The following is a 15443-nucleotide window of genomic DNA, read 5'->3' as shown; positions in this document are numbered from 1 at the left end:
GCGGTGATGACCAGGCGAGCCTTCGACACCAGCTGAAACTGGCTGATTCACCTATGCCGATGTCTTGAGACACCCTATTTCCGATGTCCTGAAACAGCACACTGTCAGCCCGACACAGAAAAAGGTCTTTGACCTGCTCTTCCTGAAGAGCACTAGCGATCGAACGCAGTTTTGGCAGATCGGCAATTGCCGCAACTTGCCACAGAGGCTTGCGAGCGTCACCGCACCGGTGTGCGAACTGTTTCAATCACCGGATTGCGCCAGCGGCGGAGCAACGCTCCGTGCCGCTATGGGGGAGCGCCTCGGACTGGGCGTGGACGTAGGCCCGCCTCCCTGCAGACGATGTAGGCCTGGTCGGAGTAAGCCCCGCCCTGCGCGAGTTTTCGGCGGCCTGGCGAAACCTCATGAGGTCATCAGTGTGGCGGCGGGTAGGTCCTGCACCGCCAGCTCGCCAAGCTCGCCGCGTATTGGAGCTCGAACTCGTGAGCTGGTAGCGAACAACTGGCCTGGCGCCGGAGCGCTGCGCCAGCTCAACGCGTCGGATGTGCGACGGCAACTGACGGCGCTCAGCCATCACACTCCAGCATTGCGAGGCGGCTTTTGTATTGGCCGAATGAAAGGGGCGGATCTCGGCTGAGGTCACTCGGCGGGTAGCAGCCATCTGGTCCCGGGCGCGTTGATATACGAGCCGAAGAGTCGGCAGATGGAGGAACGCGAGATACGAGGCGCGCCAGCGGCTCTGAGACAGTGGGCAACACGCTACCGCCGAAGGGTCTTCCGCTGAAGGCGTTATGCACCATTGCGCAACGCGGACACAGATCCGCCCACTGACGACGGCGTTGACAAGAACGCCCACCTCAACGCAATGGCGATGCGTGCAAGGCCGCCTAGAGAGGACTCTTAAGGACGAGTTCGATCGCGAGTGAACTTTCGCGGCCTCCTGCACACGACAGACGCAAACACACCCGCGCGGAATCAGATCGGAAGCTACTGCGCGGGTGACGGGGCTTCCGCTCGTAGGCTCCTTAGCTCGCTGGCCACGTACTTGTCCAGCAGTCCGTCGCGGCCGGGAGTTTCGGTTCGCATTGTGGTGACCAGTGCGTAGAGGCCAAGAAGGAAGAACACAGCACTGCGGAATGCGTCGACGTCGGCGAAGAATTCGCCCCGGTTGCGGGCGCGCATGATTTCTGCAGCGAGCAGCACGATCGTGGGATGGTCGGTCCACTCGTCGTTCTCAGGCCGGGCCGGTGAAAAGTATAGTCCAATGACATCGCGAAAAAGGACGCTACCCCAACGGTTTTCAAGGTCGAAGACCAGTCTGACGATCTCTTTGAGGACGGCGGCGAGATCGCGAGAAGAATCCAGGAATGTGCCGAGTTCTGCGGCTACCCGTGCTTCCTCCCGGCGAATCAACTTGTGCAGCACGTGCTCTCTGGTCGGAAAGTGAAAGTAGAACGTCCCCCGCGATACGCCGACGTTCGCCGACGCGTGGCCTAATCACCCGGCCACACAAGCGCAACCGAATGAGCACAAGGAATCCAATGACCTCCGTCGACACCCACAACGCGGTTTCCGAACCGCCGACACCCCACGATTCGCGACCCCTCTACATATCCACCGGAGACGAGGAGCAACACTTCAAGGCCGCCTACCGCCAAGGGTTGTCCATCGTCCTCAAAGGACCAACCGGATGCGGCAAAACACGCTTCGTCGAAGCGATGGCACACGACCTCGACCGACCGCTCATCACCGTGTCCTGCCACGACGACCTGACCACCGCCGACCTCGTCGGGCGCTTCCACCTCCGCGGCGGCGAAACCGAATGGGTCGACGGCCCGCTCACCCGCGCGGTCCGAGAAGGAGCCATCTGCTACCTCGACGAGGTCGTCGAAGCGCGACAAGACACCACCGTCGTCCTGCACCCCCTCGCCGACCACAGACGGCAGCTGCCCATCGATCGTCTCGGAATCACCCTCGACGCAGCACCAGGGTTCGGTCTGGTCCTGTCGTACAACCCCGGCTACCAAAGCGTCCTGAAAGACCTCAAAGACTCCACCCGTCAACGAATGGTCGCCATCGAATTCGGCTTCCCCGCACCCGAAACCGAAGAAGAGATACTGACCGAAGAAGCAGGCATCACCCAGGGCACCGCTGCGACACTCGTCCGATTCAGCCAAGCCATCCGCCGACTGAAAACACCAGGCCTGCGCGAAGTCGCCTCAACGCGCGTACTTATCGCCGCCGGAAGACTCATCGCCGAAGGTCTCCTACCGCGCGACGCCGCACGCATCGCCATCGCAGCACCGCTCAGCGACGACCCGACCGTTCAAGCCGGCCTCCTGAGAATGATCGACACCTACGTCGGTGGTCACGCCAGCGGGGTACCCGCCCTCATCTCCTGATTGATTCTTCGGGAAAACCTCGGGCGAGCCGGAACACCGTGCGGTCGAGCACGGGAAGTATGTCGGTCACCGCGATCTCGCCGGCGGAGAAGCGTCCCAGCAGCCCGTAGATGACGTTCTCGGCAATGGCCTCCAGGTCGGCGACGAGATCGTCTTCCACGCCTTTGAGCAGTTCCATGCCCGCCGGGGCGACGATATCGAATCCGAAGCGGAACAACTTCTGCCCGTTCGGAGAAGAGCGTACCCGGAAGTATGTCTTCAGCATCTCCGGATGGCGTTCCCACGGTTCGAAGATGGTGCGGAACAACGACATAAGCCCCTCTCGGAGCGACGTTTCTCCGCCCGCCGGTGGGCCGGCGATGCCGGCATAGCGGTGTCTGGCCATCCAGTACTCGAGTGCGGCCAAGATCAGGTCGTCCCGGGTGGGGTAACGCCTGTAGATCGTTGCCAGTGAACTTCGTGCACGCTTCGCCACGGCGCGCAGTTGGACCGATTCGTAGCCCTCGGTTTCGAGCATGTCGACGACGACATCGAGAAGCCGATCACCCTCTGGCGGTGACGCCGTGCCCTCGTCCATGCCCCCTTGCCTTTCCGTGGATAACACAGTTACCCTACCGTGAGTAACGCGGTTACTCCTTCTGGAGTCGCTATCCGACGCGTGTGACGAGGCGAGGGCAAATGGGTTCACTGGACGGCAGCGTTGCATTCATCACCGGCGTGGCCCGGGGGCAGGGGCGCAGTCACGCGATCCGTCTGGCCTCCGAAGGTGCCGACATCATCGGAGTAGACATCTGCGCCGACATCGAGGCCAACGGATACCCGATGGCGACCCGCGACGAACTGGACGAGACGATCAAGCTTGTCGAATCGGCGGGCGGGAAGATGCTCGGGTCCGTTGCCGACGTCCGAGATTTCAAGGCACTCAAGGCTGCGCTCGATACAGGCGTGGAGCACTTCGGTCGCCTCGACATCGTCTGCGCCAACGCAGGAATCGCGCCTACCGCATTTCGGGAGGTGAGCATCGAAGAGGACCTCGAGATGTGGGCCGCCGCGATCGACGTCAACCTGGTCGGTTCGTTCCACACCGCGAAGGCAGCCATTCCGCACCTGATCGACGGTGGCCGGGGTGGCGCGATGGTGTTCACCAGTTCCACCGCGGGACTCAAGGGTTTCGGCGGATCGCAGGGCGGCGGCCTGGGGTACGCGGCTTCCAAGCACGGCATCGTCGGACTGATGCGAACACTCGCCAATGCCCTGGCGCCACACAGTATCCGGGTGAACACCATTCATCCGACGGCCGTCAACACCATGATGGCGACCAACCCCGCCATGACCGCGTTCCTGGAGGCCTACCCTGACGGAGGGCCACACCTGCAGAACCCCATGCCGGTATCGCTGCTCGAGCCGGAGGACATCAGCGCGGCCGTCTCGTATCTGGTGTCCGACGCCGCCAAGTACGTCACCGGGGTCACGTTCCCCGTCGACGCCGGCTTCTGCAACAAGCTATGAGCGGGCGGGTCGAGGGCAAGCGGGTACTGATCACCGGCGCCGCCCGCGGTATGGGACGCAGTCACGCGGTCCGGTTGGCGCAAGAGGGTGCCGATCTGATCCTTGTTGACATCTGCGACTCGTTGTCTGTCATCGAATATCCGCTTGCCACAGTCGAAGAGCTCACCGAGACGGCGGAGCTGGTGGTGCGGCACGGCCGCCGGGCGGTCACCCATGTCGTCGACGTACGAAACGAGCAGGCGCTGTCGATGGCGGTGGACGACGGTGTCGCGCAGCTCGGTGGTCTCGACGCCGCCGTCGCCAACGCCGGCGTACTTACCGGTGGAACATGGGATACCACCACGGCACAGCAGTGGCGCACCGTCGTCGACGTCAACCTCATCGGCACGTGGAACACCTGTCGCGCCGCAATACCGCACCTGTTGGAGCGCGGCGGCAGCCTGATCAACGTGAGCTCCGCGGCGGGCATCAAGGGTTCACCGCTTCATACGCCATATACCGCCTCCAAGGCGGGCGTCGTCGGCCTGAGCAAGGCGCTGGCCAATGAGCTTGCCGCCGTGAATATCCGGGTCAACACCGTGCATCCGACCGGGGTGCCGACGGGCATGCAGCCCGCGTCGCTGCACCAGCTGCTGCATGACACCCGCAGTGACCTCGGGCCGATCTTCCAGAACGCGCTGCCGATCGTCATGGCCGAGGCCGTCGACATCAGCAACGCGGTGCTGTTCCTGATCTCCGACGAGGCGCGTTACGTCACGGGTCTGGAGTTCAAAGTTGATGCAGGAGTGACGATCCGGTGAGCACCGATCGGATGGACCGCGGGCGCAGGGCATATACCGACATCATGACGGCGCCTGCCCCCGACGACACGTCGCCGGCGACGCAGCATCTGCTGGACTTCGTGTTCGCCGAGGTGTGGCAGCGCCCGGGCCTGACCCGCAGGGAACGTCGGTTCGTCACCCTGCCCTGCGTCGCGGCAGCCGATGCCGAGGCGCCCATGCGCGACCACGTCTACGCTGCACTCAACAGCGGTGATCTCAGTATCGACGAAATGCGGGAAGCGGTCCTGCATTTCGCGGTGTATGCCGGCTGGCCGAAGGCCTCACGGTTCAACATGGTCGTCGACGAGCAGTGGGACCGGATCCACCGCGAACGCGGACTGCCAGTGCCGCCGCCGGCACCTTTGCTGCCACTGAGCACGCCGAGTGACCCGGAGGCTCGGTTGTCCGTCGGCGAGCAGTCCTTCAAGGACGTCAACTGCCTCCCGTTTGCGCCACAGCGGGACAACCCCTTTCAGGGTGCCGGCATCCTGAACTTCGTCTTCGGCGAGATGTGGCTGCGACCGAACCTCGGTATGAAGGAGCGCAGATTGATCACGGTCGCCTGCGTGGCCTTCCAGGACTCGCCGTATCCGATCCTCAGCCACGTCTATGCAGCCTTGAAGAGCCGCGACATCTCCTTCGAGGAAATGGACGAACTGGCGCTGCAATTCGCCGCGCACTACGGGTGGCCGAAGGGTTCGCATCTGAATCATGTGATCGGCGAGCAGAAGGAGCGTGTGAGAGCCGAGTGGGCCGCAGAAGGTGCACCCGTCTCGTGAGGGCAATCGACCCCGCCGCTCCCGCCGGGCTTTTGATCGGGTCAGACCGGCTCACCCGCACGTCGCTCGATCCGCATCCGCACATCTACCCGGCCACCGGGGCTCCCAACGCGACCGTGGCGCTAGCCGGCGCTGCCGAGATGGATATGGCGGTGGCGGCCGCGAAAGAGGCGCAGCGCGAATGGATCGCCCTGAATGTCGATCAGCGCAGAGACATGCTGATCGGCCTCGCCGACGTCGTGCGCGAGCACCTGGATGAACTCGCCGAGCTCAACACGCTCGACTACGGCGTCCCGATCTCCTACGCCGGTAACGCTGTGATGCTCGACCAGTTCCTGCGTCACTTCGCCGGCTACGTCGACAAACCGCAATGCTCCAGCACACCGGTCAGCGGCAGCGACGACCTCAACCTCATCGAACGAGAACCCCTTGGCGCCGTCGGAGTGATTGCGCCATGGAACGGGTCGCTCGTGGTGGCCGCATCGTGCGTCGCGCCTGCGCTGGCGGCGGGCAATGCGGTGGTGTTCAAGCCGTCCGAGGTGGCTCCGCTGGCCGCTCTGCGGTTCGGTGAACTTTGTTTGGAGGCAGGACTTCCCCCGGGCCTGGTGAACATCGTCCCTGCCGCAGGCGACGGGGGCGACGCCCTCGTCAGACATGCTGGCATCGCGAAGATCCACTTCACTGGCGGCGGGCACACGGCCCGCGCCATTCTGCGCGCCGCGGCAGACAATCTGACGCCGGTGGTCACCGAACTTGGTGGCAAGTCGGCCAACATCATCTTCGACGACGCCGATCTCGACACCGCCGCCACACGGTCTGCCCATCAAGGCCCGCTGATGCAGTCGGGGCAGAGCTGTGCGTGCGCCAGCAGGATCCTCGTCCACGAAACCGTCTACGACGCATTCACCGAACGGTTTCTGGCCGTGATCGAATCCACCCGCATCGGCGATCCGACCGATCCCGCCACGGTTTTCGGCCCAGTCATATCCGCCGCCGCCCTAGATCGCATCCTGGGTGTGATCGGGGAGGCGGTCGACAGCGGTAGCGGCGAGCTCCTCACGGGCGGCCGTCGTCTCGCCGACGATGCTCTCGCCGCGGGTTACTACCTGGAGCCGACAGTGCTAGGCAACGTCGACAACACGTCCGCTTTGGCACAGACCGAGACGTTCGGCCCGGTCGTGTCGCTGATCCCGTTCGCCCAGGACGACGAAGCCGTTCGTATCGCCAACGACACTCCGTACGGATTGAACGCCTTCGTCCACACTCAAGATCTCACGCGCGCCCACACCGTGGCCCGCCGACTGCAGTCTGGGTCGGTGTGGATCAACCAGGGCAGCCGCATCTCCCCGCAGGGGCCCTACGGCGGCTACAAGCAGAGTGGCTCCGGGCGCACCGGAGGCCTCGAAGGCCTTCGAGAATTCCAACAGGTCAAGAATATTCGGATCGGCCTCGGCTGAGAGTGTACGATCGACCCGATCTGTGCGGTGTTGCGCGGTGGCCCGTCAAGCGGTCTGAACAGCCGCATCTCGGGCAGGCCGAGTTCGGTGCAGTACTCCCGCCCATCGCTCGCGACCGGCAGTCCCTCGGACGCCGCCGGCCGCCTGTCAGCGAGAAGTCGCTATTTGAGCATGCTTCCGGCGTCGACAGTCATCGGCAGTCCGGTGACATAGCGGGATTCGTCGGAGGCCAGGAAGAGCACCGCATTGCTGATATCGACGGGTTCGACCCAACCGACGGGGAGAACGTGCATGAACTGTGCGGCGACCGCGAGGTCGTCTGGGCCCGGGTTCTCCAGGTCCGGGCGGAAGAGCTTCATGGTGCCTTCGTTCATGAACAGCGGGGTGTTGACATTGGTGGGGTGTACCGAATTCACCCGGATGGAGTGCTGGCCGAGCTCGACAGCGAAGGTACGCATCAGGCCGACGACACCGTGCTTGGCGGCAATGTAGTGACCAGTATGTGGGTAGGGCTTCAACCCGCCTACCGAGCTGGTCAGGATGATCGATCCGCCCTGCCCCTGCGAGATGAGGTGCGGGACAGCCGCTTTGACGGTCTTCCAGACGCCTGAGAGGTTGACGTCGATCATGTCCGTCCAGTCGGCTTCGCTGGTGTGGTCCAGCGTCTGGCCGCCGTTGCCGATACCCGCATTCGCGCAGATGATGTCGAGCCGGCCGAGCTGCTCGACACCGTTGTCGACGGCAGCCTTGACGGCATCGTAGTCGCGGACATCGACCTCGGCGGTGACGATACGTCGGTTCAATTGTTTGACCAGATCCGCGGTTTCGGCGAGGTCGTCGACGGTTGCGGGCTCGATCTGCGGATTGCTGCTCACCGGACCGCAGATGTCGATCGCGATGATGTCGGCACCTTCCTCGGCAAGACGCACCGCGTGGCTACGTCCTTGGCCGCGCGCGGCCCCGGTGATGAAAGCGACTTTTCCGTCAACACGTCCAGCCATGGGGCACCTCGCTGCCATTGAGACCGAGGCCAACTTCGTGCGCGGAGGCCCTCGGGAAACTTGTCATTCGATCAGGAAGGCTGGCACGGGTGGGGTCATCTGTCAACCACGGCTCAACGGGAGAGTGTCAGGTGTGTCCGCCTGGAGAAGGGGAGAGCAGCCAGGGCAGCCGCTCTTCGAGGAAGCGCTGCAGTTCCTCGTGCCCATAGGAAACCCCGACGGCACGTTCGTTGGCCATACTGCGCGCGAGTTGTGTGATCAACATCGAGATGGCGACGGGTGGATACTGTGTGATGTCGACACCCTGGGCACGAAGCATCATCGTGACCGCAGCCGACTCGATATCCCGTACGCGCTCTGCATAGTGCTTCAGTTCTGCTCCGATAGCTTTGCGATGATTCGCCAGAGCCATGAATTCGTTACTCAGCACGGTGTTTCGAGTGTCGCTGTTGATCAGCCACAGCGTTCGCGCCGGATTGTCTTCTTGAAGCGAGTCCCGAAGGCGTGCAAGGGATGCTTCAGAACCGGCCCGCAGCACCTCCAGGAACAGATCATCCATGGTGGGGAAGTAGTAATAGACCAGCGCCTGCTTGACGTCTGCCTTGGCTGCGACTCGCCGTGACGTCGCCGCGGCATAGCCCTCGTCGTGCATGATCTGGGTCGCCGCCTCGATGAGCCGGCGACGAGTGGCCCCGTCTGAGGTCTTCGCCCGCTGGGTAGCCGGCATCAAAGGTCCGATCCACTTGACCGGCGCCGAAGCTGCGTGGTAGGCATACTGCATCGTAGCAGGCTGATCGCTCGATCAGATTAGGCGGGCGCGCTTGGACCAGGGGGTTTCAGGCGAGGCAAAACCACAGAGAGGCGTCAATGGCGGATCACCGTTTGGTACAGGTCGATCCGCGATTGTGTGAAGCCCATGCGCTCTGCATCGAGTTGGCGCCCAACGTGTTCGACCTCAGTGACGACATTGCGACGGTGGAGAAGTCGCCAGACCCAGACGACTCACCCGATGTCGACGCGGCCGTCTCGGCCTGCCCGCGGCAGGCCATTAGTTGGGTTCACTGACCCGCCTCGCTCCCAATATCAAAGTCTCGCATCGAAAGGCCCATTGCATGCCCGATCTTGCTGACCTCGACTACTTCGCCGACGCTGACCTTGCGCAGAATCCCTATGATTATTGGGAATATCTGCGTGGCCAGGGACCCGTTGCCCGGGAGCCGCATTACGGGGTCGTCGCGGTCACCGGCTATCAAGAGGTCCACGCGGCGTTCAAAAATGTGGACTGCTTTTCTGCGGTCAATGCCATCGGTGGGCCGTTTCCTCCGCTGCCGTTTACCCCGGAGGGTGACGACATCAGCGAGTTGATCGAGGCCCACCGCCATCTCTTCCCGATCTTCGAACACATGGTCGTGATGGATCCGCCGCACCACGAAAAGGCGCGCTCACTGCTTGGCCGGCTGTTGACACCCCGCCGGCTCCAAGAGAACGAAGAGTACATCTGGGCTCTCGCTGATCGGCAGTTCGACGAGTTCATCGGCAACGGGCAGTGCGAATTCCTCTCCGAGTACGCGAAACCCTATGCGACGCTGGCGATTGCCGACTTGCTCGGAGTGCCCGACGAAGATCGTCCGAAGCTGCGCAGGAATCTCGGGGCCGGCAGCGCACCGGACCATCAGGTCGGCGCTCTCGATTCGACGCCGGTGGGCAGCAATCCGTTGAAGTACCTCGATGATCTGTTCAGCGAATACATCGCCGATCGGCGCAGCAATCCCCGCGACGACGTGCTGACGGGACTGGCCACCGCCACCTACCCCGACGGCTCGACCCCACCGCTGCTCGAGGTGGTCCGCCCGGCCACATTCCTGTTCGGCGCCGGGCAAGAAACGGTCGTCAAGTTGCTCAGCTCAGCGCTGCAGGTCCTCGGAGACCGGCCGGATCTCCAACAGCGGCTGCGCGCCGACCGGTCCCTGATCCCAGCCTTCATCGAGGAGTCGTTGCGTTTCGAAAGCCCGACCAAGGTCGACTTCCGGCTCGCCCGCAAGTCGACGACTCTGGGAGGCGTACCGATCAAGGCCGGCACCGTCCTGATGTTGTGTCTGGGGGCCGCAAATCGCGATCCGCGAAAGTTCGACAATCCCGGCGAGTTTGATCTCGACCGCAAGAACGTCCGTGAACACATCGCCTTCGGCCGCGGCATCCATACGTGCGCGGGCGCACCGCTCGCTCGCGTCGAGGGCCGCGTCACCCTCAACCGGCTCCTCGACCGTATGACGGAGTTCCACATCAGCGAGCAGAAGCACGGCCCGCACGAGCAACGCGCCTACGCCTACGAACCGACCTTCCTCCTCCGCGGTCTCAGCGAGTTGCACATCGAATTCACACCAGCTCCAGAAGGGTGACGGCCGGCTCAGCCCAGTTGACGAAGGCGGGGTGTGCATTGCACACCCCGCCTCTTCGCTTCAAGTGCAGGAAGCAATGAACCCAGCCCTGCGCATCAATTCTCAACGGGCAGAGGTCAAGTCCGACAAGAAACGAGGCAGCCTGCTCGCCGGCTCATATGGCGCCTGTGTCGTAGTTCATCAGGCCAATGCAAGGAACAGCTTTTCCAGTTCCGCTTCGGTCATCGGCTTGTCGGCGCCGGCATGCTCACCGGTCACGCATTCCCGCAATCCAGTGGCCACGATCTTGAAGCCGGCGCGGTCCAGTGCACGGGACACGGCGGCTAGCTGAGTCACGACGTCCTTGCATTCGCGTCCCTGCTCGATCATCGAGATGACGCCGGCGAGCTGGCCCTGCGCCCGGCGTAGCCGATTCAGAACTGCGCTCATTGCCTCTTCGTCACCTACCATTGTGATCCCTTTCGTTGCCGCTGCCTCAGAGATTACCCGAGGGGGTATCTGTCATCCCAGGTCAACGGTCCCGTCCCCGCTGGGATTCCCAGAGAGCAGCAAGGTGCCGACGCGTCAGCTGCAGGCCCCTGACGCGGGCAGCAGTTGACTGACGACGGTGGCGGTGTCACAGGTGGTGTTGGCCTGGTTGTAGGGGAGCCGGGCGAGCAGTATCCCCATGGCGCAGGTGTTGGTCAGCGCGGCAGTAGTGAGGCCGGCGCCGATCGCGAAGGCAACCCACTCGAGGTAGGGGACGACGATGCTGGCCAACACGCTGAGTGCGATGATCAGCCCGGCGATCAGGCGCACCTGACGCTCCAACTCCCAGCGCTGCCTGCCTCGGTTTACGGCGAACCCACCGGCCAGCCAGCTGGAGAGCCCGCCCTCCAGGATGGGGATGCTCGTTAGTCCAGCCTGGCGCAACGATTCTCCAGCCTGGTCGGCGCGCTGGCCGGAGCGACAGATCAACACGACCCGCTGATCGAGATGGCCGGCGATCTCATCGCGGTGCTCGCGCAGCACGTCGAGGGGCACGTTGTACGCGCCGCTGTTGTGCTGGGTCTCGAACTCCGCGGGTGTCCGGACATCAATAAGGCGGGGCGGATTCATCGACGTGAGCTGCTCATGCAGCGTTGCGGCGTCGACGGTGGCTTCAGGCATCGACTGTGTCTCCTTGGTCGCTTGACATATACCTACGGGGGTATCGCACCGGTAGACGCTAGCATACCCACGGGGGTATATCTGTAGACGGGAATAGATACCCCTCGGGGTATTGTAGAAATGTCTGAGCGGGCGCGTACCGCGCTCGAAGTTGGACTGAGAGGAACTGGCAATGATCTTGGAGCAGTACTACATCGAGTGTCTGTCGCATGCGTCGTATCTGGTCGGCGACGAGGCCACCGGCCGCGCGGTGGTCGTCGATCCTCGTCGTGACATCAGCGACTACCTCGCCGACGCGCGGAAGTTCGGCCTGACGATCGAAGGTGTGATCAACACCCACTTCCACGCCGACTTCGTCTCTGGCCATTTGGAATTGGTGGACGCGACCGGCGCATGGATCGGGTTCGGCGCGGCCGCCGAGACGGACTATCCGATCCGCCGGCTTGCCGACGGTGAGCATGTGTCCCTTGGTGGGGTCGACTTGGAGATCCTGTCGACCCCGGGGCACACCTGGGAATCGATCAGTGTGCTCGTCCGCGAAAACCCCGCTGCGGAGCCGGTCGCCGTGTTGACGGGTGACTCGCTGTTCATCGGCGACGTCGGCCGCCCGGATCTGGTCAACCTCGGCGACGGCTCGACCAGAGACCTCGCTCGCGCGATGTACCGCACGGTCCACGACAAGCTCATGACGTTGCCGGATGCCGTGACGGTGATGCCCGCCCATGGGGCCGGCTCCTCGTGCGGCAAGAACCTCTCCACCGAACTCACCTCCACCATCGGAGAACAGCGCAGGAGCAACCCTTCGGTGCAACCGATGCCTGAGGAAACGTTCGTCGCGATGCTCACCGCGGGTCAGCCTGCCGCGCCGGCATACTTCGCCTCCGATGCGGCGATGAACAAGCGGGTGCACCCACTGCTGCAGGCCGATCGCACGGTGCCCGCAATGACGCCCCGGCAGATCCGCGCCGCGCTCGACGCCGGTGTGCGGGTGCTCGACGCCCGCAGCGTCGAAGACTTCGCCGCCGGACACCTGCGAGGGGCGGTCAACGTCGGCTTCGACGGTCGCTTCGCCGAGACCGGAGGCATGGTGTCGGACATCGGCGGTCAGATTGCCTTGATCACCTACCCCGGTGATGAGCAAGAGGCGGCGTTGCGGCTGGCGCGTATCGGCTCCGACGACGCGATCGGCTACCTCACCGTCGGCCGCGACGGGCTGTTTCCCGCTGAACTCGCCGACCTGGTGCAGGCTGCGCCTCGCACCACCGTTGCCGAGTTGGATGCGCTGTTGGCCGACGATGCCGTGACGCTCATCGACATCCGTAACCCCGGTGAACGCGAGAGCGGTGCCATCCCCGGCTCCCTTCACATCCCGCTCGCCCAGTTGCGGTTGCGACTCGGCGAGGTGCCGACCGACAAACCGATCGTCGTTCACTGCGCCGGCGGCTGGCGGTCCAGCGTGGCCGCATCGTTGCTGCGTACCAACGACTTTACGCAGGTGTCCGACCTGCTCGGGGGCTACAACGCCTGGGCCGACGCCCGCGCCGCAGTCTGACACGACCCACAGAAGGAGTTCGCTGATGTGTCACGCCGTTGACTGCCGACAGTGCGGCAAGGTGACGTGGAGTGGCTGCGGCCGGCACGTGGCAGAGGTCATGCGCTCTGTATCCGTCGCGCGGCAGTGCCGATGCACGCCACGAACGGAGTCGCCGCGCGGTTTCGCCGCAATATTGCGGCGCCGGTCTGGCGGGTAGGGGACTGTCATGGCGATCGCGATCGGCCTCGCATTCGGGGCCCTGATCGGCGTACTGCTGGGTTTGCTCGGCGGCGGAGGGTCCATTCTTGCCGTTCCGGCCCTGGTCTACGGGATGAGTTTCACCATGGAGCAGGCAATCCCGGTCTCGCTGATCGTGGTCGCCGCGGCTTCGGCAGTCGGGGTGATTCCCAGGATCCGGGCCAAGCAGGTGCGGTGGCGCATGGCGGGGATTTTCGCCGCCGCCGGAATACCGGCGACGATTGCAGGAAGCGCCATCAGTGCCCACCTGTCCCAGCCGGTACTGATGGTCGGATTCGCGGTCGTCATGGTGGTCGCCGGGATCCGCATGCTCACCGACCAGGGTGCCACCGGTACCGCCTGCAAGATCGAGGCCGGCCAGGTCAACTGGCGACGCTGCGCCCCCCGCTCGCTCGGGGCAGGACTGTTGGTGGGGTTGCTCACCGGACTGTTCGGCGTCGGCGGCGGATTCCTCATCATCCCGGCTCTGGTCGTGATGCTCGGAGTCGAAATGTCCACGGCCATCGGCACGTCGCTGTTGATTATCATCGCCAACTCCGTCGCCGGCATCGTCTCCCACCTCGACCGCATCACCGTCGACTGGCAGGTGACCGCCGCGTTCGTCGCCGCTGCGATGGCCACCTCGCTGGTCGCCGGATATTTCGGCACCAGAACCGACACCGCCCGTCTGCAGCGCTGGTTCGCCTACCTGGTGTTCGCCGTCGCCGCCTACGTGCTCGCCGACACGCTTGTCCTCCACTGAACCAACAAAGGAGCAATACATGGACGTCTCCATCATCGAAACTTCCGGACTCGGTGACCGCAGCTACCTGATCGCCCACCACGGCATCGCCGTCGTGGTCGATCCGCAACGCGACATCGACCGCGTGCTCGCCCTGGCCGAGAAGAGCCAGGTCCGCATCACCCACGTCCTGGAAACCCACTTGCACAACGACTACGTGACCGGAGGCCTGGAACTCTCCCGCACCGTCGGCGCCGACTATGCCGTCCCGGCAGGCGACGACGTCGACTACGACCGACGCGCGGTCACCGACGGCGACATCATCGACGCCGGACCGATTCGCCTCGAAGTGCTTTACACCCCCGGCCACACCCATTACCACGTCAGCTACGTACTCCGCGACGACAGCGGCGCCATCCACGGTGTGTTCACCGGCGGCTCGATGCTCTACGGCACCACCGGACGCACCGACCTCATCGGGCCCGACGACACCAAAAGCCTGTCCCACGCTCAATATCACTCGGTCCACAAACTCGCCGACCGCCTGCCGCCCGATACCCCGATCTATCCGACCCACGGCTTCGGCAGCTTCTGCTCAGCCACACCCTCATCCGGTGACTCTTCGACCATCGCCGAACAGCGCAGCACGAATCCGGCACTGACGCAGGACGAACAGAGCTTCGTCGACGAACTACTGGCAGGACTGTCGGCCTACCCCGCCTACTACGCCCACATGGGCGTCATCAATCGCGAGGGACCGCCGCCGGTAGACCTGACCCCGCCGGCACAAATCGACCCCGCCGAACTGCGCCGCCGCATCGACGCCGGCGAATGGGTCGTGGACCTGCGCACCCGAACGGCATTCGCCGCTGGCCACCTCCCTGGCACCCTGGGTTTCGAGCTGTCCGGGTCCTTCGTCAGCTACTTCGGCTGGCTCTACGACTGGGGCGCACCGATCACAGTGATCGGTGACTCGGCCCAACAGGTCGCCGACGCCAAACGCGAACTGGTCCGCATCGGGGTCGACCGCCTGACCGGCGCTGCCACCGACCACATCGACACACTCGCGGGCGGCAGCCAGCTCGCCACCTATCCGGTCGCTGATTTCCCAAGTCTCGCAGGAGAACTCAGCTCGGGATTGCCGTCCATCCTGGATGTACGACAAACCCACGAGTACGACAAAGAGCACATCCCCGGTGCCACCAACATTCCCTTACATGAGCTGCCGGACAGACTCGACGACGTACCCTCCGGTCCGGTCTGGGTGCACTGCGGATCGGGCTACCGCGCCGCCATCGCAACCTCGATGCTCGACCGCGCCGGCATAAGCGTCGTCTTGATCGATGACGCCTTCTCCACCGCAAGCGAGCAGGGCCTCACGCGAAGTAACGACATCGACGACTGAATTCAACG

At 64.0% G+C, this 15443-nt stretch carries 17 protein-coding genes; 11 read left to right on the top strand and 6 right to left on the bottom strand.

The features are described 5' to 3' along the window. Window positions 1-987: 987 nt before the first annotated feature. A complete protein-coding gene (locus tag ACAG24_RS23455) occupies window positions 988-1425 on the bottom strand; it encodes a TetR/AcrR family transcriptional regulator (RefSeq protein ID WP_370474779.1) in 438 nt (145 codons plus the stop codon). 116 nt (window positions 1426-1541) lie between these two features. Between ACAG24_RS23455 and ACAG24_RS23450 the strand changes: the two genes are divergently transcribed. Beyond that, window positions 1542-2402 carry a CbbQ/NirQ/NorQ/GpvN family protein gene (locus ACAG24_RS23450; RefSeq protein WP_370474778.1) on the top strand — a complete coding sequence of 287 codons (861 nt, stop codon included), beginning with the start codon at window positions 1542-1544 and terminating at the stop codon, window positions 2400-2402. On the opposite strand, the gene ACAG24_RS23445 is transcribed toward ACAG24_RS23450, so the two are convergent. Next, entirely contained in the window at window positions 2392-2979 is a 588-nt protein-coding gene (locus ACAG24_RS23445) for a TetR/AcrR family transcriptional regulator (RefSeq protein WP_370474777.1), read from the bottom strand. The two genes, ACAG24_RS23450 and ACAG24_RS23445, sit on opposite strands and share 11 nt — an antisense overlap. Window positions 2980-3080: 101 nt before the next feature. On the opposite strand from ACAG24_RS23445, the gene ACAG24_RS23440 reads away from it, so the two are divergent. From ACAG24_RS23440 to ACAG24_RS23425, 4 genes are read left to right on the top strand one after another with little or no spacing between them, the layout of a single operon-like run. Continuing rightward, window positions 3081-3911 (top strand): mycofactocin-coupled SDR family oxidoreductase, encoded by an 831-nt coding sequence (locus tag ACAG24_RS23440; RefSeq protein WP_370474776.1) that lies wholly within the window; start codon window positions 3081-3083, stop codon window positions 3909-3911. Further along, complete coding sequence (locus tag ACAG24_RS23435; protein ID WP_370474775.1) at window positions 3908-4711, top strand: mycofactocin-coupled SDR family oxidoreductase; 804 nt, start codon at window positions 3908-3910, stop codon at window positions 4709-4711. Before ACAG24_RS23440 ends, ACAG24_RS23435 begins: the two co-directional genes overlap by 4 nt. An 11-nt stretch (window positions 4712-4722) precedes the next feature. Further along, complete coding sequence (locus ACAG24_RS23430) at window positions 4723-5511, top strand: carboxymuconolactone decarboxylase family protein (protein WP_370474791.1); 789 nt, start codon at window positions 4723-4725, stop codon at window positions 5509-5511. Beyond that, window positions 5508-6968, top strand: coding sequence for an aldehyde dehydrogenase family protein (locus ACAG24_RS23425; RefSeq protein ID WP_370474774.1), 1461 nt, complete (start codon window positions 5508-5510; stop codon window positions 6966-6968). Before ACAG24_RS23430 ends, ACAG24_RS23425 begins: the two co-directional genes overlap by 4 nt. A 161-nt stretch (window positions 6969-7129) precedes the next feature. On the opposite strand, the gene ACAG24_RS23420 is transcribed toward ACAG24_RS23425, so the two are convergent. Both ACAG24_RS23420 and ACAG24_RS23415 read right to left on the bottom strand, forming a co-directional pair. Further along, window positions 7130-7969 carry a mycofactocin-coupled SDR family oxidoreductase gene (locus ACAG24_RS23420; protein ID WP_370474773.1) on the bottom strand — a complete coding sequence of 280 codons (840 nt, stop codon included), beginning with the start codon at window positions 7967-7969 and terminating at the stop codon, window positions 7130-7132. 127 nt (window positions 7970-8096) lie between these two features. Then, window positions 8097-8696, bottom strand: a complete 600-nt coding sequence (locus ACAG24_RS23415) for a TetR/AcrR family transcriptional regulator (protein ID WP_370474790.1) — start codon at window positions 8694-8696, stop codon at window positions 8097-8099. A 140-nt stretch (window positions 8697-8836) separates the two neighbouring features. On the opposite strand from ACAG24_RS23415, the gene ACAG24_RS23410 reads away from it, so the two are divergent. Continuing rightward, window positions 8837-9034 carry a ferredoxin gene (locus tag ACAG24_RS23410; protein ID WP_370474772.1) on the top strand — a complete coding sequence of 66 codons (198 nt, stop codon included), beginning with the start codon at window positions 8837-8839 and terminating at the stop codon, window positions 9032-9034. Between the two features lie 47 nt (window positions 9035-9081). Continuing rightward, complete coding sequence (locus ACAG24_RS23405; protein WP_370474771.1) at window positions 9082-10368, top strand: cytochrome P450; 1287 nt, start codon at window positions 9082-9084, stop codon at window positions 10366-10368. Window positions 10369-10548: 180 nt separating this feature from the next. On the opposite strand, the gene ACAG24_RS23400 is transcribed toward ACAG24_RS23405, so the two are convergent. Together ACAG24_RS23400 and ACAG24_RS23395 are read right to left on the bottom strand one after the other, a co-directional pair. After that, window positions 10549-10818, bottom strand: a complete 270-nt coding sequence (locus tag ACAG24_RS23400; protein WP_370474770.1) for a metal-sensitive transcriptional regulator — start codon at window positions 10816-10818, stop codon at window positions 10549-10551. A 114-nt stretch (window positions 10819-10932) separates the two neighbouring features. Further along, on the bottom strand, window positions 10933-11517 hold the full coding sequence (locus ACAG24_RS23395; RefSeq protein WP_370474769.1) for a rhodanese-like domain-containing protein: 585 nt from the start codon (window positions 11515-11517) through the stop codon (window positions 10933-10935). A 172-nt stretch (window positions 11518-11689) separates the two neighbouring features. On the opposite strand from ACAG24_RS23395, the gene ACAG24_RS23390 reads away from it, so the two are divergent. The 4 genes from ACAG24_RS23390 to ACAG24_RS23380 are packed head-to-tail and all read left to right on the top strand — an operon-like array spanning window position 11690 to window position 15435. Continuing rightward, window positions 11690-13069, top strand: coding sequence for an MBL fold metallo-hydrolase (locus tag ACAG24_RS23390; protein WP_370474768.1), 1380 nt, complete (start codon window positions 11690-11692; stop codon window positions 13067-13069). A gap of 25 nt (window positions 13070-13094) precedes the next feature. After that, a complete protein-coding gene (locus ACAG24_RS29575) occupies window positions 13095-13268 on the top strand; it encodes a DUF8730 family Cys-rich protein (protein WP_508506433.1) in 174 nt (57 codons plus the stop codon). A gap of 9 nt (window positions 13269-13277) precedes the next feature. Next, entirely contained in the window at window positions 13278-14051 is a 774-nt protein-coding gene (locus tag ACAG24_RS23385; protein WP_370474767.1) for a sulfite exporter TauE/SafE family protein, read from the top strand. 19 nt (window positions 14052-14070) lie between these two features. Continuing rightward, window positions 14071-15435, top strand: a complete 1365-nt coding sequence (locus tag ACAG24_RS23380; RefSeq protein WP_370474766.1) for an MBL fold metallo-hydrolase — start codon at window positions 14071-14073, stop codon at window positions 15433-15435. The last annotated feature ends 8 nt before the right edge of the window (window positions 15436-15443 follow it).

It is taken from the genome of Mycobacterium bulgaricum (assembly GCF_041287165.2).
Taxonomy (GTDB): Bacteria; Actinomycetota; Actinomycetes; order Mycobacteriales; family Mycobacteriaceae; genus Mycobacterium; species Mycobacterium bulgaricum.
Note: the sequence above shows the minus strand (reverse complement) of the source record. Positions and strands in the feature narration are given on the sequence as shown.

Coding starts and splice junctions, on each gene's coding strand:
- ACAG24_RS23385 (WP_370474767.1), top strand. CDS start 13,278: ATGGCGATCGCGATCGGCCTCGCATTCGGGGCCCTGATCGGCGTACTG.
- ACAG24_RS23445 (WP_370474777.1), bottom strand. CDS start 2,979: ATGGACGAGGGCACGGCGTCACCGCCAGAGGGTGATCGGCTTCTCGAT.
- ACAG24_RS23395 (WP_370474769.1), bottom strand. CDS start 11,517: ATGCCTGAAGCCACCGTCGACGCCGCAACGCTGCATGAGCAGCTCACG.
- ACAG24_RS23430 (WP_370474791.1), top strand. CDS start 4,723: ATGGACCGCGGGCGCAGGGCATATACCGACATCATGACGGCGCCTGCC.
- ACAG24_RS23405 (WP_370474771.1), top strand. CDS start 9,082: ATGCCCGATCTTGCTGACCTCGACTACTTCGCCGACGCTGACCTTGCG.
- ACAG24_RS23435 (WP_370474775.1), top strand. CDS start 3,908: ATGAGCGGGCGGGTCGAGGGCAAGCGGGTACTGATCACCGGCGCCGCC.
- ACAG24_RS23400 (WP_370474770.1), bottom strand. CDS start 10,818: ATGGTAGGTGACGAAGAGGCAATGAGCGCAGTTCTGAATCGGCTACGC.
- ACAG24_RS23390 (WP_370474768.1), top strand. CDS start 11,690: ATGATCTTGGAGCAGTACTACATCGAGTGTCTGTCGCATGCGTCGTAT.
- ACAG24_RS29575 (WP_508506433.1), top strand. CDS start 13,095: ATGTGTCACGCCGTTGACTGCCGACAGTGCGGCAAGGTGACGTGGAGT.
- ACAG24_RS23415 (WP_370474790.1), bottom strand. CDS start 8,696: ATGCCGGCTACCCAGCGGGCGAAGACCTCAGACGGGGCCACTCGTCGC.
- ACAG24_RS23380 (WP_370474766.1), top strand. CDS start 14,071: ATGGACGTCTCCATCATCGAAACTTCCGGACTCGGTGACCGCAGCTAC.
- ACAG24_RS23420 (WP_370474773.1), bottom strand. CDS start 7,969: ATGGCTGGACGTGTTGACGGAAAAGTCGCTTTCATCACCGGGGCCGCG.
- ACAG24_RS23450 (WP_370474778.1), top strand. CDS start 1,542: ATGACCTCCGTCGACACCCACAACGCGGTTTCCGAACCGCCGACACCC.
- ACAG24_RS23410 (WP_370474772.1), top strand. CDS start 8,837: ATGGCGGATCACCGTTTGGTACAGGTCGATCCGCGATTGTGTGAAGCC.
- ACAG24_RS23440 (WP_370474776.1), top strand. CDS start 3,081: ATGGGTTCACTGGACGGCAGCGTTGCATTCATCACCGGCGTGGCCCGG.